Genomic DNA, 15,633 nt, shown 5'->3' on the forward strand with positions numbered 1-15,633 from the left:
CAAGCTTATGCCGCACCACCCAACAAAGCGGCGTTGCCGCCCGCTGCTGTGGTATCGACGCAGACATGACGTTCGCCCAGTACCCGCGCTCGGTCTGGTTTTCCTGGGATCAGGGGCAGGATGGGGCCATCCCTCTGGGCCAGAGACTGCTCGATCTGACGAGCAGTATCGTCATCGCCCCACCACAAGACACCCGAGATATTCGGCAGGTTTTTCAGCCGATGCAGGTCCAGCATTCCCGTCGCTTGAATCGCGGTCCCACCAAGGATCATCACAGCCTCGGCTTGCGTGCGCGCCGCAGCTTCGCCAGGACCCATGCACAGCAACGGCGGGCGTGGATATTCGCTCAGACGGTTGGACTCTCCTGTCGGGCCCGGCAATGATTGAGTTTTGACCGCAGCAGGTTGTCCTTGTGGCGCCGGTAGGTCCGCCGCGGAGTCCCATGTCCCCTCTGCAGATTGGCGATCCGGTGCGCAGAACCGGGCCATGTAGTTAGGCCCACCTGCTTTGGGCCCAGTGCCGGAAAGACCCTCGCCGCCAAATGGCTGCGACCCTACGATGGCCCCAATCTGGTTGCGGTTCACATAGATGTTGCCCGCGTGGATCGCTTCGGTGACGTGCTGCACCCGGTCGTCGATCCGGGTATGAAGGCCAAAGGTCAGCCCATAGCCGGTTGCATTGATATCTGCGATGACCTTGTCGATGTCCTGAGCTTTGAAGCGAGCGACATGCAAAACTGGCCCAAAGATTTCGCGTTCCAGGGCAGAGATACCAGGTATTTCGATCAAAGTGGGGGCGATAAATGTGCCCTCGGGCGGTGTACTAAGTTCCTTGAGAACCCGTCCCTCGCTGCGTGCCTGCGCGGCATGGTCCGAGATGCCTTGAAGCGCCTGCACGTCAATGACTGGACCACAATCGGTTGCGATCATCCACGGATCACCGACTGATAAAGCGTCCATCGCGCCCTGAAGCATTGTCAGAACGTCGTCGGCGATGTCTTCCTGCAGGTACAGACAGCGCAGCGCCGAACATCGCTGGCCTGCGGATTGAAACGCGCTTTCGATGATGGACTGAACGGCCTGTTCGGGTAAGGCGGTGCTATCGACGATCATGGCGTTGAGACCGCCGGTCTCCGCGATCAGCGGTGTTCCTGGGCGCATGTTCTCGGCCATCGCCGTTCTGATCTTCAATGCCGTGGCGGTTGAACCGGTAAAGGCCACACCGGACACCCGCGCATCCGAGGTCAGCACTGCCCCTACGGCTGGTCCCCCCGGCAGCAGTTGCAACACATCGCGTGGCACTCCGGCCTCGTGCAGAAGTTGAACAGCGCGATGCGCGATCAGCGGTGTTTGCGGTGCAGGTTTTGCTAAAACCGCGTTGCCTGTTGCCAATGCCGCTGCGATTTGACCGGAAAAGATGGCCAATGGGAAGTTCCACGGGCTGATGCAGGTAAACGTCCCGGCAGGTTTGGCATCAGGAATGTTGGCTGCATAATAGCGAAGGAAATCGACCGCTTCACGCAGTTCTGCAACCGCATCGGGTAGGGATTTTCCTGCTTCTCGTGCCAAAAGGGCAAAAAGCTCGCCGTAATGCGCCTCGTACAGATCAGCAGCAGCGTTCAGGATGTGGGCGCGTTCGGCAGGCGGGGCTTGCCATGGGCTGGACGAGGCAAGCGCCAGTTCAATATCCTCTGCGCTCGCCGGCGCAACCGCACCGAGCGTATCCTGCGGATTGGCAGGGTTGACGATGGGCTCATCTGACCCCGGATTGGCTTTGTCCGATAACAGAGGTCGAGCATGCCAGTCAGAGGTACGGAATTGACCCCGCGCGGTCTCGATCATGTCAAGCGTCGGGGTGTGATGCAGGTCAAAGCCTTTTGAGTTTGGTCGCTCAGGCTGAAACAATTCAGGGCCGGTGGGCAGCGGGGGTGGGGGCGTCCGAATGGCGGCAAAGGGATCTGAAGCGACTTCCTCTGGCGGCACGTTCTCGTCTACGATTTGATTGACGAAAGAAGAATTCGCCCCGTTTTCCAACAGGCGTCGCACCAGATAGGCCAACAGATCGCGATGTGCGCCGACCGGAGCGTAAATGCGACAGCGTGTGTTCCGCTGATCCTTCACGATCTGATGCAGCGTCTCGCCCATGCCGTGCAGGCGTTGGAATTCATACTGCTGATCCTCGGCCATATGCACGATCGCGCTGACCGTATGCGCATTGTGCGTGGCAAATTGAGGATAGATGCGGTCGGTCATGTCCAACAGCTTGCGGGCATTGGCGATGTAGGACACGTCGGTTGCAGCCTTATGGGTAAACACGGGAAAGCCGTCGACGCCTTCGACCTGCGCACGTTTGATCTCGGTGTCCCAATAGGCGCCTTTGACCAGACGGACCATCAGTTTGCGGTCGTGCCTTTGGGCCATCTCGTAAAGCGTATCCAGAACCAACCCGGCGCGCGGGCCGTAAGCCTGAACAACAATGCCAAATCCATCCCAACCGGCCAGCGCCGGTTCGGCCATGACCGTTTCGATCACCTGCAATGACAGTGACAGGCGATCTGCTTCTTCGGCGTCAATGTTCAGGCCCATTCCGGCCGATTTCGCCAACAGCGCAAGCGAGCGCAGGCGCGGGACCAAGTCCTTCATCACCCGTTCTTCCTGTGCCAATTCGTATCTTGGGTGTAGGGCCGACAGCTTGACCGAGATGCCAGGATTGGCACGGATGTCGTCATGTGTGCAGGCTTCGGCAATCGCGGCAATGGCTCGGGAATAAGACAGATGGTACCGCGCTGCATCCGCGTCGGTGCGCGCTGCCTCGCCAAGCATATCATAGGAATAGGTATAGCCTTTCGCCTCCATCCCCTTTGCGCGGTCCATGGCGGACTGGATCGTTTCGCCCAGCACAAACTGGCGTCCCATCTCTTTCATGGCGCGTCCGACGGCGGTTCGGATCACCGGCTCGCCCAGACGCTTGATCGCACCCCGCAATGCACCGACCGGCGATGCCTTGCCTTCATCCAGGACTTTGCCCGTCAGCATCAACGCCCAGGTCGAGGCATTGACCAGCGAGGACGAGGACTGCCCCAGATGCTTGCCCCAGTCTGACGGCGCGATTTTATCTTCGATCAGCGCATCAATCGTATCCGCATCGGGGACGCGCAACAGAGCTTCGGCCAGGCACATCAATGCCACACCTTCATCTGTGGACAGGCCATATTCAGCCAGAAAGACCTCCATCATCCCGGGCGACGTGCTGGATCGGATGTCCCGAACAAGCTGCGCAGCAGAGCCGCAAATGGCGCTGCGATCCTCATCCGTCAGGGCCGCATGAGTGATCAGGGTATCAAGAATCGCTGTCTGATCCGCATAGGTCAAGGTATCGATACGGGTGCGAAGGCTGTGTGACATGGTTTCTCCGGGCGTTTTTGTTAGTATATCCACTAAATGGCAGGACAACGGACTGAGTTTTGTCGTATTGAAGCCTAATCGCCTAAAGATCTAAGAGAATGAGATGCAAAAAGACTTTCCGGACTTGGATCGGTTCGACCGATCCATCCTTAAGGTGCTCGCCGAAGACGGGCGGATTTCGGTCGCTGATTTGGCCCGAAAGATTGGATTGTCTAAATCCCCGACGCAGGCGCGTCTTAAGCGGCTAGAAGCGGACGGTGTCATCACCGGTTATCGCGCCATGCTGGACCCGATCCGCCTTGGGCTGGATCACGTTGCTTTTGTCGAGGTGCGTTTGACTGACACCCGCGAAAAGGCGCTGGCTGAATTCAACGCGGCGGTTCGAAAAATAGCCGAAATAGAACAGGCGCATATGATCGCCTCGAATTTTGACTACCTATTGAAGATTCGCACTGGTTCGATGTCGGAGTACCGCGCTGTGCTGGCCGAGAAGGTTTCTTCCCTGCCGCATGTCGCCAGTACATCCACATTTGTCGCGATGGAGGCGGTTAAAGAAACTGGAATGTTGGGTGCGTTGGACGGCCCCAGCTGAACACTCCCTGATAGCGACCCCAACCGGGGCATGTTTCAGCACGGTACAGTCATTGCTGAAAAGACTTTCCGCTCTGGTATCCGTTCGTCACAACCTGTTGGTTTGATAGGCCGTGAAACTCCTACCAAAAGTGATCCGAAAATTCTTTGTTGCCAAATTTGGAACGTTCCAGTATTGAATTGGAACGTTCTAATTGGGGGTGTGGAATGGACTGGGTTTTTGTTGGTGCAAGTACAATCGCTGCCCAACACATGCTGAACGCGGTACGCCAACAACCGGGGCACAATGTGACTTGGATCGTTAGCAACTCTCCTGAAAGGGTTCAGGTTTGGGCTGATGATCATGGGATTGCACACGCCACCACAAATCTGTCCGAAGCGCTTGCTGATCCCAAGGTAAAAGCGGTCTACATTTCATCCACCAACGAAAAACATCATGCGCAGGCCATGGCTGCCGTTTCGGCAGGCAAACATGTTCTGTGCGAAAAGCCGCTGGGGATGACCCAGAACGAGGCGGTTGAAATGGTGCAGGCCGCCCAGACTGCAGGGGTCGTCTTTGGGACCAATCACCACCTGCGCTGCTCGGGCAGCCATCGTGCTGTTCGTGATCTGATTGCTGCGGGCCGTGTGGGACAGGTTCTGTCGTTGCGCATTCATCATGCCGTTCACCTTCCGGGCAATTTGCAGGGTTGGCGGATAAACGACGCAGGTGCTGGCGGCGGAGTTATTCCTGACATTGTAGTGCATGATGCGGATGTTATCCGTTTCCTGTTGCGAGAGGATCCGACCTCGGTCGTGGCTCAGATGGCCAGTTCGGGCATGGGGCAGGGGGTTGAGGATTCATGCATGTCTGTCTGGACCATGCCGTCCGGTGTGATGGTTATGACGCATGAAAGCTTTACGCATCCATATGCCGGATCGGGCTTGGAGGTGCACGGAACGAACGGATCGATCTTTGCAAAGGGCGTCATGACGCAAAGCCCGGTCGGAGATATCACTTTGGTGACCGAGGCCGGTCAGGAAAATATCTCCTACTCAGGCCATGACCTTTATGTGCAGGGCGTTTGCGAATTTGTCGCTGCTACCACGGGGCAGGGTCGGCCCGCCGCCGATGGTCCGGATGGGGTGAAATCCCTTTCTGTCGCGCTTTGCGTGCGGAAGGCCGCCGCAACCGGTCAGCGTATCGATGTCGATTACGGTGGGTTCTGATGACCAAGCTTGCATCTGCATCGCAGGCCGTTTCTCGCATCCCAGACGATGCGGTGGTGACCGTGTCGTCATCTTCCGCTTTGGGATGTCCTGATCTGGTGCTCAACGCCATCGGTCAGCGGTTTCAGGCCGAAGGGTATCCGCGCAACATCACGACGCTTCACCCAATCGCTGCCGGAGACATGTACGGGGTAAAAGGGATGGATCATCTGGCCCAAGATGGGCTGTTGAGCCGCGTGTTGGCCGGATCGTACCCCTCGGGCCCTTCAAGCCTTGAGATGCCGAAAATCTGGAAGATGATCGTCGAGGATCGAGTGGCGGCCTACAACGTTCCCTCGGGTATTCTGTACGATATGCACCGCGAGGCTGCAGCACGGCGGCCCGGCGTGTTAACCCAAGTCGGCTTAGATACTTTCGTTGATCCGGTTCGCGAAGGGTGCGCAATGAACGCGCGCGGTGCGGATGAGCCCATCGTTGCCCGAGCAGAATTTGATGGTCAGACCTGGCTGCATTTTCCCAACATTGTTCCGAATGTTTGCATATTGCGTGCCACCACGGCGGACGAATTCGGAAATCTGACCTACGAACATGAAGGCGCTTATCTGGGCGGGTTGGAACAGGCAATCTGCGTGCGCAACCACGGTGGGTTGGTGATCGCGCAAGTTCAGCGGGTCACTGCCGCGGGCAGTCTGCGACCCCATGATGTGCGTGTCCCGGGTCATCTGGTTGACCTGATCGTCGAGGACTCGTTTCAGAAACAAACCACTGAAACAAGCTATGATCCGGCGATATCGGGTCAGGTTATGCGTCCGTGGGATGGTTTTTCCTTGGCTGAGCATGGCGTCGAGAAGGTCATCGCGCGCCGCGCCGCATTGGAATTGCGCAAGGGGATGAGCGCGAACCTGGGCTTTGGGATCAGCGCAATGGTCCCGCGTATTCTGCTGGAAGAAGGTCACCCGCAGGCTGTGACCTGGGCCATAGAACAAGGTGCTGTGGGTGGTGTGCCCCTGACCGGATTTGCGTTTGGATGCGCCTCGAATGCCCATGCCTATGTGCCGTCGCCGCAACAATTCATCTACTTTCAGGGCGGCGGTTTCGATATGTCGTTCCTGTCGTTCCTAGAGGTGGACGTAGAAGGCAATGTGAACGTCTCCAAGCTGGGCAAAAAACCTTACCTGACAGCGGGATGCGGTGGCTTTGTGGATATCACCGCACGGGCGAAGAAAATCGTGTTTTCCGGGTGGTTCGAGGCAGGCGCCAAGATCGATCTGGGATCAGACGGTATCAAAGTCGCGGCACCCGGAAAATTCACCAAGATGGTGGATCGCGTCGAACATGTCACCTTCTCGGGTCGCCGTGCGCGCGCGACAGGTCAGGACGTTCTGTATGTCACCGAACGCTGCGTGATCCGTTTGACCGAGAGCGGTTTGGTAGCGACTGAGATCATGCCCGGGATCAATCCACAGCGTGATATCGTCGATGCGTCCGGCGGCCGTGTGCCCGTTGCAGAAAACGCCAAGCTTATGCCGGGAACACTTTTTGCCGAAGGCCCGATGGGGATGACCTTATGAGTGGGATTGGTTTTCATATCGACGGGTCAACCGCAGTTTTGACGCTGGACAATGTTGCCAAACTGAATGCTTTGACGATCCAGATGCTGGATGCCCTGGACGCCAGAGTTCAGGAGGTCGAGCGCGATAGCTCGCTGCGGTGTCTGATCGTGACCGGGACCGGAGACAAAGCGTTTTGCTGTGGGGCCGATATTGGCGCATGGGGTGACTTAAGCCCGGCGGAGTTTTCGCGCCATTGGGTGCGGGACGGGCATCGGATCTTTGACCGGCTTGCGAGGTTGGGCAAGCCGACCATTGCTGCGATCAACGGCCACGCATTTGGCGGCGGGCTGGAACTGGCAAGTTGCTGTGATCTGCGACTGGTTGCTCCCCGTGCGACGCTGGCCCTACCCGAAGCACGCGTGGGGATTGTACCCGGCTGGTCTGGAACGCAACGGCTGACCCGGCTGATCCCGGAAGGCGCGGTAAAAGAGATGGCGCTGTTTGGTCGTCGCATCGGGGCGGAACGCGCTGTTGCACTAGGTTTCGCGACCGAGGTGGCAGACGTCCCGCTGGCCCGCGCGCTTGAGATGGCGGCTGACATCCAAGGCTTGTCCCCGCGTGCAGTGGAAATCTCAAAAAACATGATCCATGCAGCGGTCGGCGAAGACACGCAGGCCGTCGTCGAAGCCCTCGGTAGCGCGGCGGCTGCAGCTTCAGCGGATCGCGAAGAAGGTGTCGCGGCCTTTATGGAAAAACGAAACCCTCATTTCTCGGGCCTATGACAATATGAAGGATCTTTCGATCAACCCCGCAATTTCTTTCGATCTGCCCGAGCTTTTCGAAGGCCGGCACCTGATCAATGGTGTCTTATGCGACAGTGCGTCCGGTGAAACCTTTGAACGCCAGTCGCCATCTCATGGGCACATTGTCAGCCGATCCGCATTGGGTAGCGAAGCCGAGGCCGAGGCAGCGATTGAAGCGGCCCGCGCTGCCTTTGACAGCGGGGTCTGGAGCCGGGCATCTGGTAAAGAACGTGCGTCGGTTTTGCTCAAAGTTGCGGACCTGATCGAGTGCAACGTTGACCGCATCGCGTTGATGGAAACACTGGAAAGCGGAAAGCCGATCAGCCAGTCCCAGGCAGAAGTCGGCGGAGCGGCCGACTTGTGGCGCTATGCGGCCTCGCTGGCACGCAGCACGCATGGGGACAGTCACAACACGCTGGGTGAAGACATAGTAGGTGTGGTTCTGAAAGAGCCTGTTGGCGTAGTGTCGATCATCACGCCGTGGAACTTCCCGTTCTGGATTCTCAGCCAGAAACTGCCCTTTGCACTGGCGGCGGGCTGCACCGTCGTGGTGAAACCGTCAGAGATGACGCCTTCGACAACTCAGATGCTGGGTGAGTTACTGGTCGAGGCGGGTCTGCCGGCTGGTGTCTGCAATATTGTGCTTGGGTACGGCGTGCCGGTCGGCAGCCTGATGTCCAGCCACCCGGCAGTAGATATGGTGAGCTTCACCGGATCGACCGGGGTGGGCAAAACCATTGGTGCAACGGCGTCTGACACACTTAAGAAAGTGGCGCTGGAATTGGGCGGCAAGAATCCTCAGGTGATCTTCCCGGATGCCGATTTGGACGCTGCTGCGGATGCGGTTGTTTTTGGCGTCTATTTCAACGTTGGACAGTGCTGCAATTCGAGCAGCAGGATTATCGTGCATGAAGATATCGCTGAAGATTTTCGCGACCGTGTTGTTGAACTATCCCGCAAGGTGAAATTCGGCGATCCGCTGGATCCGACTACGCAAGTGGGCGCAATCGTAACCCCTCAGCACAACTCGAAAATTGATGCTTATGTCAAAGAAGCCAAGGCCTCTGGCGCGACCGTTGTGCTTGGTGGCGACCAACTGAACGTCGAAGGTCTTGGCGATCAGTTCTACCAGCCAACAGTGATAGATCAGGTCACATCGGACATGCCAATCGCAAGGGATGAAGTGTTTGGTCCGGTTCTTTCTATCCTGACGTTCAAAACACTGGACGAGGCCATCACACTGACCAATGATAGCGCTTACGGTTTGTCCGCTGGGGTGTGGAGCGAAAATGTTCACACCTGTCTTGAATTCGCCCGCCGTGCAGAAACGGGAACGGTCTGGACCAACACTTGGATGGACGGATTCCCCGAGGTTGCCTTCGGTGGGTTCAAGCAATCCGGGCAGGGAAGAGAGATTGGACGATATGGGTTCGAGGAATTTTTTGAAGTGAAATCTGTGGTTATGCGGATCGGCAACAGCCGGACGCCATGGGTGCAGGAAAGCTAACACCAAGCACCTAAAAAAGGTGCTCAACGAACGAAGATCGCATTTAGGGAGGAAACATAATGCGTAAACTACTCAAGACAAAGTCGGTCATTGTGGCCGGACTGCTGTGCACGTCCAGCCTTGCCCAGGCCGAAGAGGTTGAAGTTCTTCATTGGTGGACGTCAGGCGGTGAAGCCGCGGCGCTGAATGTTCTGAAAGACGATCTGTCTGGTCAGGGCGTTGGCTGGACCGATATGCCCGTTGCCGGCGGTGGTGGCGAACAGGCGATGACCGTTTTGCGGGCGCGTGTCACTGCTGGTAACGCACCAACCGCTGTGCAAGGTCTGGGTTTTGATATTCAGGACTGGGCGGCACAGGGTGCATTGGCTGACTTGAATGATGTTGCTGCCAAAGAAGGTTGGGACGACGTTGTTCCTGATGCGCTGAAGGCCTTTGCCAAGCATGACGGCAAGTGGGTGTCTGCGCCTGTTAACGTCCATTCGACCAACTGGGTTTGGGCGAACAAGGCCGTGCTGGATGCGAACGGCATTGCTCAGCCAGCCAGCTGGGACGAATTTGTGGCAGCCGTCGAAGCACTGAAAGCCGCAGGCATTACGCCGATCGCGCATGGTGGTCAGGCGTGGCAGGACGCGACCATATTTGACGCGGTTGCGATGTCGACACTGGGTCCGGATGGCTACAAAGCAGCGTTTGTTGATCTGGACGAAGGCACGCTTGGTGGCGACGCAATGAAAGAGGCGTTCGACCGCATGGCCTTTATCCGCGACAACGTTGACGAGAACTTCTCGGGTCGTGACTGGAACCTGGCCACAGCGATGGTCATCAACGGTGAAGCCGGTTTCCAGATGATGGGCGACTGGGCAAAGGGTGAGTTTCTGAATGCGGACAAAGTTCCGGGTGAAGACTTCCTGTGCTTCCGATTCCCGGGAACGGCTGATCAGGTCACGTTCAACGCCGACCAGTTCATGATGTTCGATCAGGGCGGATCGGTTTCACCCGAACAGGCCGCGCTTGCCAGCGCCATCCTGTCGCCTGCATTCCAGTCGGCGTTTAATGTCGTGAAGGGCTCGGTCCCGGCACGTACAGATGTCAGCGACGCAGACTTTGACGCCTGCGGCAAGCAAGGCATGAAGGATCTGGCAGCAGCGGCTGCATCGGGTAATCTTTTTGGCTCTATGGCTCATGGCCACGCAGCGCCTGCGTCGGTCAAGAATGCGGTCTATGACGTCGTGACGGCGCATTTCAACGGCGAGTACGACAGCGAAACGGCTGTGGTCGAGCTGGTTGACGCCGTATCGATCGCCAAGTGATCGGAAAGTGATCCTCCCGATGGGGCGGTCAGTGGCCGCCCTGTCCCAAGAGGGCAATCCAAGCCTTAAAACACCACCACTTTAGGAGGGCGCGCCATGGCTGTTTCAGCCGACGCGGATTTCAAGACACGCCTTCAAAACTGGATCCCGAAACTGGTCCTGTCGCCATCGCTGGCGATGATGCTGGTCTTTGTTTACGGGTTTATCCTGTTTTCGGTCTACCTGTCCTTTACCGACAGCCGTATCCTGCCGTCTTTTGGATGGGTTGGTTGGGAAAACTACGACAAGCTTTGGCGCCTCAGTCATTGGGAAACGTCTCTGATCAACATGGGCATCTTTGCGGGTCTCTATATCGTGATCTGCACCTGTATCGGACTTGGCCTGGCAATTTTCCTTGATCAGAAAATCCGCGGCGAAGGGTTGCTGCGCCCGATTTATCTCTATCCCATGGCGCTCAGCTTTATCGTGACAGGCACCGCTTGGAAGTGGTTCCTGGATCCCGGCATCGGGTTGGAAAACGTGATGCACAGTTGGGGCTGGGAAAGCTTCGAGTTCGACTGGATCAAGAACCGCGACTACGCAATTTACACTGTTGTGCTGGCCGCCGTATGGCAGACCAGCGGCTTCGTTATGGCGATGTTCCTTGCGGGGCTGCGGGGGATCGACAACGAAATCCTGCGCGCTGCCCAGATGGATGGTGCGTCGAACTGGAACCTCTACCGTCGCATCATTATTCCGCAACTGCGGCCTGCATTCCTGTCTGCGTTTGTGATCCTCAGCCATCTGGCCATCAAGACGTTTGACCTTGTGATCGCCTTGACCGGAGGAGGTCCGGGGCGCGCGACCGAGCTGCCCGCAACCTTCATGTATTCTTACACCTTCACGCGAAATCAGATGGGGATCGGCGCTGCCTCGGCCACGATCATGCTGATGACCATCGCGGCGATCATGATCCCCTATCTTTACGCTGAATTGCGGGAGAAACGCTGATGGCTCAGGCAACTCAGGATACCGCCATCCGCACCGGGCGCATCACGCGCACGCTGATCTATCTGGTGCTGTTACTGTTCTCACTGTTCTATCTGCTGCCGCTTTACGTTATGCTGGCGAATTCACTGAAACCGCTGGAAGAGATCACCGGTGGCGGCATGATGAACCTGCCAAAGGTATTGACCGTCGAGCCGTGGATCAAGGCCTGGTCATCTGCTCAAATTGGGGTCGAGCCGACAGGCTTGCGTCCGTACTTCTGGAACTCCATCAAGATGGTGGTTCCAGCGGTCATAGTCTCGACCGTTCTGGGGGCGCTGAACGGGTATGTGCTGACAAAGTGGCGGTTCAAATATGACACCATCCTGTTTGGCTTGATGTTGTTCGCTTGTTTCATCCCGTTCCAGATTGTGCTGATCCCGATGGCACGGATGCTTGGCCTGATGGGATTGGCGGGTACAACCTGGGGGCTGGTGCTGGTGCATGTGGTTTACGGTGTCGGGTTCACGACGCTTTATTTTCGGAACTACTATGCTGTCTTCCCGACTGAACTGATACGGGCCGCGCAAATCGATGGGGCTGGGTTCTTTCAGATCTTCTGGCGCATTCTTCTGCCCAGCTCCGGGCCAATCGCAGTGGTTTCAATCATATGGCAGTTCACAAACATCTGGAATGACTTCCTGTTTGGCGCGTCCTTTGCGGATGCCAACAGTCAACCGATGACGGTCGCGCTTAACAACCTGGTGCAATCGTCAACCGGTGTGAAAGAATACAACGTTCATTTTGCAGGCGCCATTCTTGCCGCCTTGCCAACTCTGCTCGTCTACATCGTGGCTGGTCGATACTTCGTCCGCGGCCTGATGGCGGGTTCCGTGAAAGGATAAGGCCTTATGGGTTTTCTGGACATAGACAATGCGACCAAATCCTACGGCTCGGTCGAGGTTCTGCACAAAGTTGATATCTCTGTTCGAGAGGGCGAATTCCTGGTTCTCGTCGGCCCCTCAGGGTGCGGCAAGTCAACCTTGTTGAACATGATTGCCGGGCTGGAAGAGATCACCAGTGGTGAGGTTCGTATCAAGGACAAGGTGATGAACGGGGTCCACCCATCGAACCGCAACATCGCCATGGTGTTCCAAAGCTACGCGCTCTATCCGAATATGACGGTTGGTCAGAACATCACGTTTGGTCTGGAAATGCATGGCGTTCCCAAAGCGGATCGCGACAAGGCCATGATCGAAGTCGCCAGCCTGTTGCAGATCGAACAATTGCTGGACCGCAAGCCCGGGCAGCTTTCGGGTGGCCAACGCCAACGGGTCGCAATGGGGCGCGCGCTGGTGCGCGAGCCTGATGTGTTCCTGTTTGACGAACCGCTGTCAAACCTCGATGCGAAACTGCGTGTCGATATGCGGACCGAGATCAAGAAGCTGCACCAAAATCTGGGCACAACCATTGTCTATGTGACGCATGATCAGATTGAAGCCATGACGCTGTCCAGCCGGATCGCTGTGATGAATGGAGGGTACGTTCAGCAGCTTGGTACGCCGCAGGATATCTATGACACCCCGGCCAACATCTTTGTGGCCACCTTCATGGGGTCGCCTGCGATGAATGTGTTGCCTGCGCAGGTGGCGGTGCTGAACGGCCGTCCTCATGCCGAAATTGCGTTGCACGATGGTTCGAGGACGCATTTGCCCTTTAGTCAAGACAATCTGGCCAATTGGGAGGGGCGCGACATCCTGCTGGGGATCCGTCCGGAAACGATTACCGATGTGGATGGCGCTGACAGAAAATCTTCGAACATTGCGAATATGACCAACCGTATCGTCGTGACCGAACCCGCTGGTTCAGACACCTTTGTGTCGATGCAGCTGGGCGGGCGCGACGTCATTGCTCGAATGCGTTCGGATGCCGAGGTTGCGGCGGGTCAGGATTTCAACTTTGCCGTCAACATGGAAAAGGCGGTGGCCTTTGATCCTGAAAGCGAGATGCGGATCGCTCCGTGACACGCGCCGATGTCATAATCATTGGGTCCGGCATGGGCGGGGCGACGCTGGCGGCGGCACTGGCACCGTCCGGGCGCCGTATCCTGATCCTTGAACGGGGGGAACGTCTGACCCCGTCACCTTGGGATAGGGACCCAAAGGCGATATTCGCTGACGGGCGTTTTCGGACCGACGAAACGTGGCTGGATGGCGAAGGTAAATTCTTCAGCCCGGGCAGCTATTATTGTGTAGGCGGGAATTCCAAATTCTACGGTGCGGCGCTTATACGCTACCGGGCCGAGGATTTTGAGCCGCGCCAGCACATGGGCGGGCAATCACCCGGTTGGCCGATCCGATATGATGAGCTTGAGCCTGATTACCAGGCTGCCGAGACCCTTTACAATGTACGCGGTATCACTGGCGAGGACCCAACCGAGCCACCGCACAGCTGCGGCTATCCACATCCTCCGGTACCCGACGAGTCCGATATTGCGGATCTGAGACATCGTTTGCAGCGAACCGGTCTGACCCCGTCTTCTGTCCCGCTGGGGGTCGATATCGACACATGGCTGGCAGGTGGTCAAACGACTTGGGATGCCTATCCTAACACCTGCGGTGGCAAGATGGATGCGGAAACCAATGCGCTGGCCCAAGCTTTATTGCATTCAAATGTGGAATTGCTGATCGGCGCAAATGCGCAAGCGCTGATAACCAGTGATGGCGGTCGCGTTTCAGGTGTCAAAGTCGAAGGGCAAGGTACTTTCGAAGCCCCGTTGATTGTTCTAGCGGCTGGGGCGGTTCAATCCGCTGCGTTGTTGCTCAAGTCCGCGAACGACAATTGTCCAACTGGTGTTGCCAATCGGTCAGATCAGGTAGGCCGCAATTTCATGAATCACAATTGCTCGGCGGTGCTGGCGCTTCACCCGCTGCGCCGAAACCAGTCGGTGTATCAAAAGACGCTGATGTTTAACGACTATTACAACGGTGACGGCAATGGGGGGCTGCCTTTGGGCAACATCCAGATGCTGGGTAAGATCACCGGACCAATCCTTGCGTCACAAACCAACCTGCCAAGCCCGGTTGCCGCGCTCATCGCCAATCGAAGTTTTGACTTTTACGCAATGTCCGAGGATTTAGCGAACCCCGACAGCCGCGTGACCGTCGAAGGCCAGCAAATCCGCCTGAATTGGAAGCGTTCGAATTGGCAAGCCCACGACGCCCTTGTCGTGCGTTTGAAAAAGCACCTGCGTCAAGCCGGGTTTCCGATCGTTCTTTCGCGTCCGTTTGATCGGTGCACCCCGTCGCATCAGTGTGGCACGGCGCGCATGGGCACCGATCCATCACTCAGTGTGGTCGATACCCATTGCCGCAGTCACGACCATCAGAACCTGTTCATTGTTGACGCCTCGGTCTTGCCGACCTCGGCCGCCGTGAATCCGGCGCTGACCATTGCCGCCCTCGCGTTGCGTGCGGGCCGCCACATCATTGAGACGGAGTTTGCGGCATGACCGGAACTGCATTGGTCACAGGCGGGCAACAAGGCATTGGTCTGGGCATTTCTCGCGCCTTGGTTGCGGCTGGCTACAGGGTCGCAATGGCATCGCGCTCGGCCCCTGACACACCGGTGGTTCGGGAGGCATTGGCCGAATTGGGCGCTGCCGCAATCTATGTGCAACATGATGTGTCAGATATCGCTCATGTCCCAATGCTGCTGGACCAAGTCGAGGCTGATTTGGGTCCGATCTCCGCATTAATCAACAACGCGGGCGTGGGCGCTCCTGTGCGCGGAGATATGCTGGATCTGACACCCGACAACTGGGACTTTGTACAGAACATCAACTTGCGTGGGGCGTTCTTTCTGGCGCAGGACGTGGCACGACGCATGCAGGCGCAACCTCAGGATAGCTATCGGTCAATAACTTTTGTCACCTCTGTCAGCGCAACGATGGTGACGGTTGAACGCGCCGAATATTGCGTTTCAAAAGCGGCCGCCGCGATGATGGCGCAGCTTTTTGCCGTGCGCATGGCCCCGCATGGTATAGGCGTCTTTGAGTTGCGCCCGGGCATTATTGCCACCGACATGACAGCGGGTGTGCGCGACAAATACACGGATCGGATCGAGGACGGCCTTGTCCCGGCGGCACGCTGGGGCGAGCCGCAGGATATCGGATCCGTTATCCTTCCGATTGTTGAAGGTCAGATGCAATTCGCCACTGGCGCTGTGATCCCTGTTGATGGCGGCCTGTCAATCTCGCGTCTTTAAACACCTAGGATCTGAGGACAAAAC

At 57.2% G+C, this 15,633-nt stretch carries 12 protein-coding genes; 11 read left to right on the forward strand and 1 reads right to left on the reverse strand.

The window, feature by feature from the left end; translation table 11 throughout:
- Positions 1-5 precede the first annotated feature (5 nt).
- Positions 6-3,404 (reverse strand): bifunctional proline dehydrogenase/L-glutamate gamma-semialdehyde dehydrogenase PutA, encoded by a 3,399-nt coding sequence (gene putA, locus D9K61_RS03635; RefSeq protein WP_120631889.1) that lies wholly within the window; start codon positions 3,402-3,404, stop codon positions 6-8.
- Positions 3,405-3,507: 103 nt separating this feature from the next.
- Here putA and D9K61_RS03640 point away from each other — a divergent pair, with 103 nt between their 5' ends.
- The 11 genes from D9K61_RS03640 (at position 3,508) to D9K61_RS03690 (ending at position 15,609) form a co-directional block, all read left to right on the forward strand.
- The gene (locus tag D9K61_RS03640; RefSeq protein ID WP_120631890.1) at positions 3,508-3,996 is read left to right on the forward strand and encodes an Lrp/AsnC family transcriptional regulator; all 489 of its coding nucleotides are present in this window, start codon (positions 3,508-3,510) and stop codon (positions 3,994-3,996) included.
- 206 nt (positions 3,997-4,202) lie between these two features.
- On the forward strand, positions 4,203-5,204 hold the full coding sequence (locus D9K61_RS03645; RefSeq protein WP_120631891.1) for a Gfo/Idh/MocA family protein: 1,002 nt from the start codon (positions 4,203-4,205) through the stop codon (positions 5,202-5,204).
- Positions 5,204-6,775 carry an acyl CoA:acetate/3-ketoacid CoA transferase gene (locus tag D9K61_RS03650; RefSeq protein WP_120631892.1) on the forward strand — a complete coding sequence of 524 codons (1,572 nt, stop codon included), beginning with the start codon at positions 5,204-5,206 and terminating at the stop codon, positions 6,773-6,775. Before D9K61_RS03645 ends, D9K61_RS03650 begins: the two co-directional genes overlap by 1 nt.
- Positions 6,772-7,539 carry an enoyl-CoA hydratase/isomerase family protein gene (locus tag D9K61_RS03655; RefSeq protein WP_120631893.1) on the forward strand — a complete coding sequence of 256 codons (768 nt, stop codon included), beginning with the start codon at positions 6,772-6,774 and terminating at the stop codon, positions 7,537-7,539. Before D9K61_RS03650 ends, D9K61_RS03655 begins: the two co-directional genes overlap by 4 nt.
- A 4-nt stretch (positions 7,540-7,543) precedes the next feature.
- Positions 7,544-9,067: an aldehyde dehydrogenase family protein gene (locus D9K61_RS03660; protein ID WP_120631894.1), complete on the forward strand. Its 1,524-nt coding sequence runs from the start codon at positions 7,544-7,546 to the stop codon at positions 9,065-9,067.
- Positions 9,068-9,126: 59 nt separating this feature from the next.
- The gene (locus tag D9K61_RS03665; RefSeq protein ID WP_120631895.1) at positions 9,127-10,377 is read left to right on the forward strand and encodes an ABC transporter substrate-binding protein; all 1,251 of its coding nucleotides are present in this window, start codon (positions 9,127-9,129) and stop codon (positions 10,375-10,377) included.
- 96 nt (positions 10,378-10,473) lie between these two features.
- Positions 10,474-11,367, forward strand: coding sequence for a carbohydrate ABC transporter permease (locus D9K61_RS03670; RefSeq protein WP_120631896.1), 894 nt, complete (start codon positions 10,474-10,476; stop codon positions 11,365-11,367).
- A complete protein-coding gene (locus D9K61_RS03675; RefSeq protein WP_120631897.1) occupies positions 11,367-12,248 on the forward strand; it encodes a carbohydrate ABC transporter permease in 882 nt (293 codons plus the stop codon). Before D9K61_RS03670 ends, D9K61_RS03675 begins: the two co-directional genes overlap by 1 nt.
- 6 nt (positions 12,249-12,254) lie before the next feature.
- Entirely contained in the window at positions 12,255-13,367 is a 1,113-nt protein-coding gene (locus D9K61_RS03680) for an ABC transporter ATP-binding protein (protein WP_120631898.1), read from the forward strand.
- On the forward strand, positions 13,364-14,854 hold the full coding sequence (locus tag D9K61_RS03685) for a GMC oxidoreductase (RefSeq protein ID WP_120631899.1): 1,491 nt from the start codon (positions 13,364-13,366) through the stop codon (positions 14,852-14,854). Before D9K61_RS03680 ends, D9K61_RS03685 begins: the two co-directional genes overlap by 4 nt.
- Complete coding sequence (locus tag D9K61_RS03690) at positions 14,851-15,609, forward strand: 3-ketoacyl-ACP reductase (protein WP_120631900.1); 759 nt, start codon at positions 14,851-14,853, stop codon at positions 15,607-15,609. Before D9K61_RS03685 ends, D9K61_RS03690 begins: the two co-directional genes overlap by 4 nt.
- Positions 15,610-15,633 lie beyond the last annotated feature (24 nt).

It is taken from the genome of Ruegeria sp. EL01, from assembly GCF_900313035.1.
Classification (GTDB): Bacteria; Pseudomonadota; Alphaproteobacteria; order Rhodobacterales; family Rhodobacteraceae; genus Ruegeria.

Bases quoted from the DNA above. Each gene is read 5' to 3' on its own strand.
- putA (WP_120631889.1), bottom strand. From the start codon at position 3,404: ATGTCACACAGCCTTCGCACCCGTATCGATACCTTGACCTATGCGGAT.
- D9K61_RS03690 (WP_120631900.1), top strand. From the start codon at position 14,851: ATGACCGGAACTGCATTGGTCACAGGCGGGCAACAAGGCATTGGTCTG.
- D9K61_RS03680 (WP_120631898.1), top strand. From the start codon at position 12,255: ATGGGTTTTCTGGACATAGACAATGCGACCAAATCCTACGGCTCGGTC.
- D9K61_RS03675 (WP_120631897.1), top strand. From the start codon at position 11,367: ATGGCTCAGGCAACTCAGGATACCGCCATCCGCACCGGGCGCATCACG.
- D9K61_RS03655 (WP_120631893.1), top strand. From the start codon at position 6,772: ATGAGTGGGATTGGTTTTCATATCGACGGGTCAACCGCAGTTTTGACG.
- D9K61_RS03665 (WP_120631895.1), top strand. From the start codon at position 9,127: ATGCGTAAACTACTCAAGACAAAGTCGGTCATTGTGGCCGGACTGCTG.
- D9K61_RS03640 (WP_120631890.1), top strand. From the start codon at position 3,508: ATGCAAAAAGACTTTCCGGACTTGGATCGGTTCGACCGATCCATCCTT.
- D9K61_RS03670 (WP_120631896.1), top strand. From the start codon at position 10,474: ATGGCTGTTTCAGCCGACGCGGATTTCAAGACACGCCTTCAAAACTGG.
- D9K61_RS03650 (WP_120631892.1), top strand. From the start codon at position 5,204: ATGACCAAGCTTGCATCTGCATCGCAGGCCGTTTCTCGCATCCCAGAC.
- D9K61_RS03645 (WP_120631891.1), top strand. From the start codon at position 4,203: ATGGACTGGGTTTTTGTTGGTGCAAGTACAATCGCTGCCCAACACATG.
- D9K61_RS03660 (WP_120631894.1), top strand. From the start codon at position 7,544: ATGAAGGATCTTTCGATCAACCCCGCAATTTCTTTCGATCTGCCCGAG.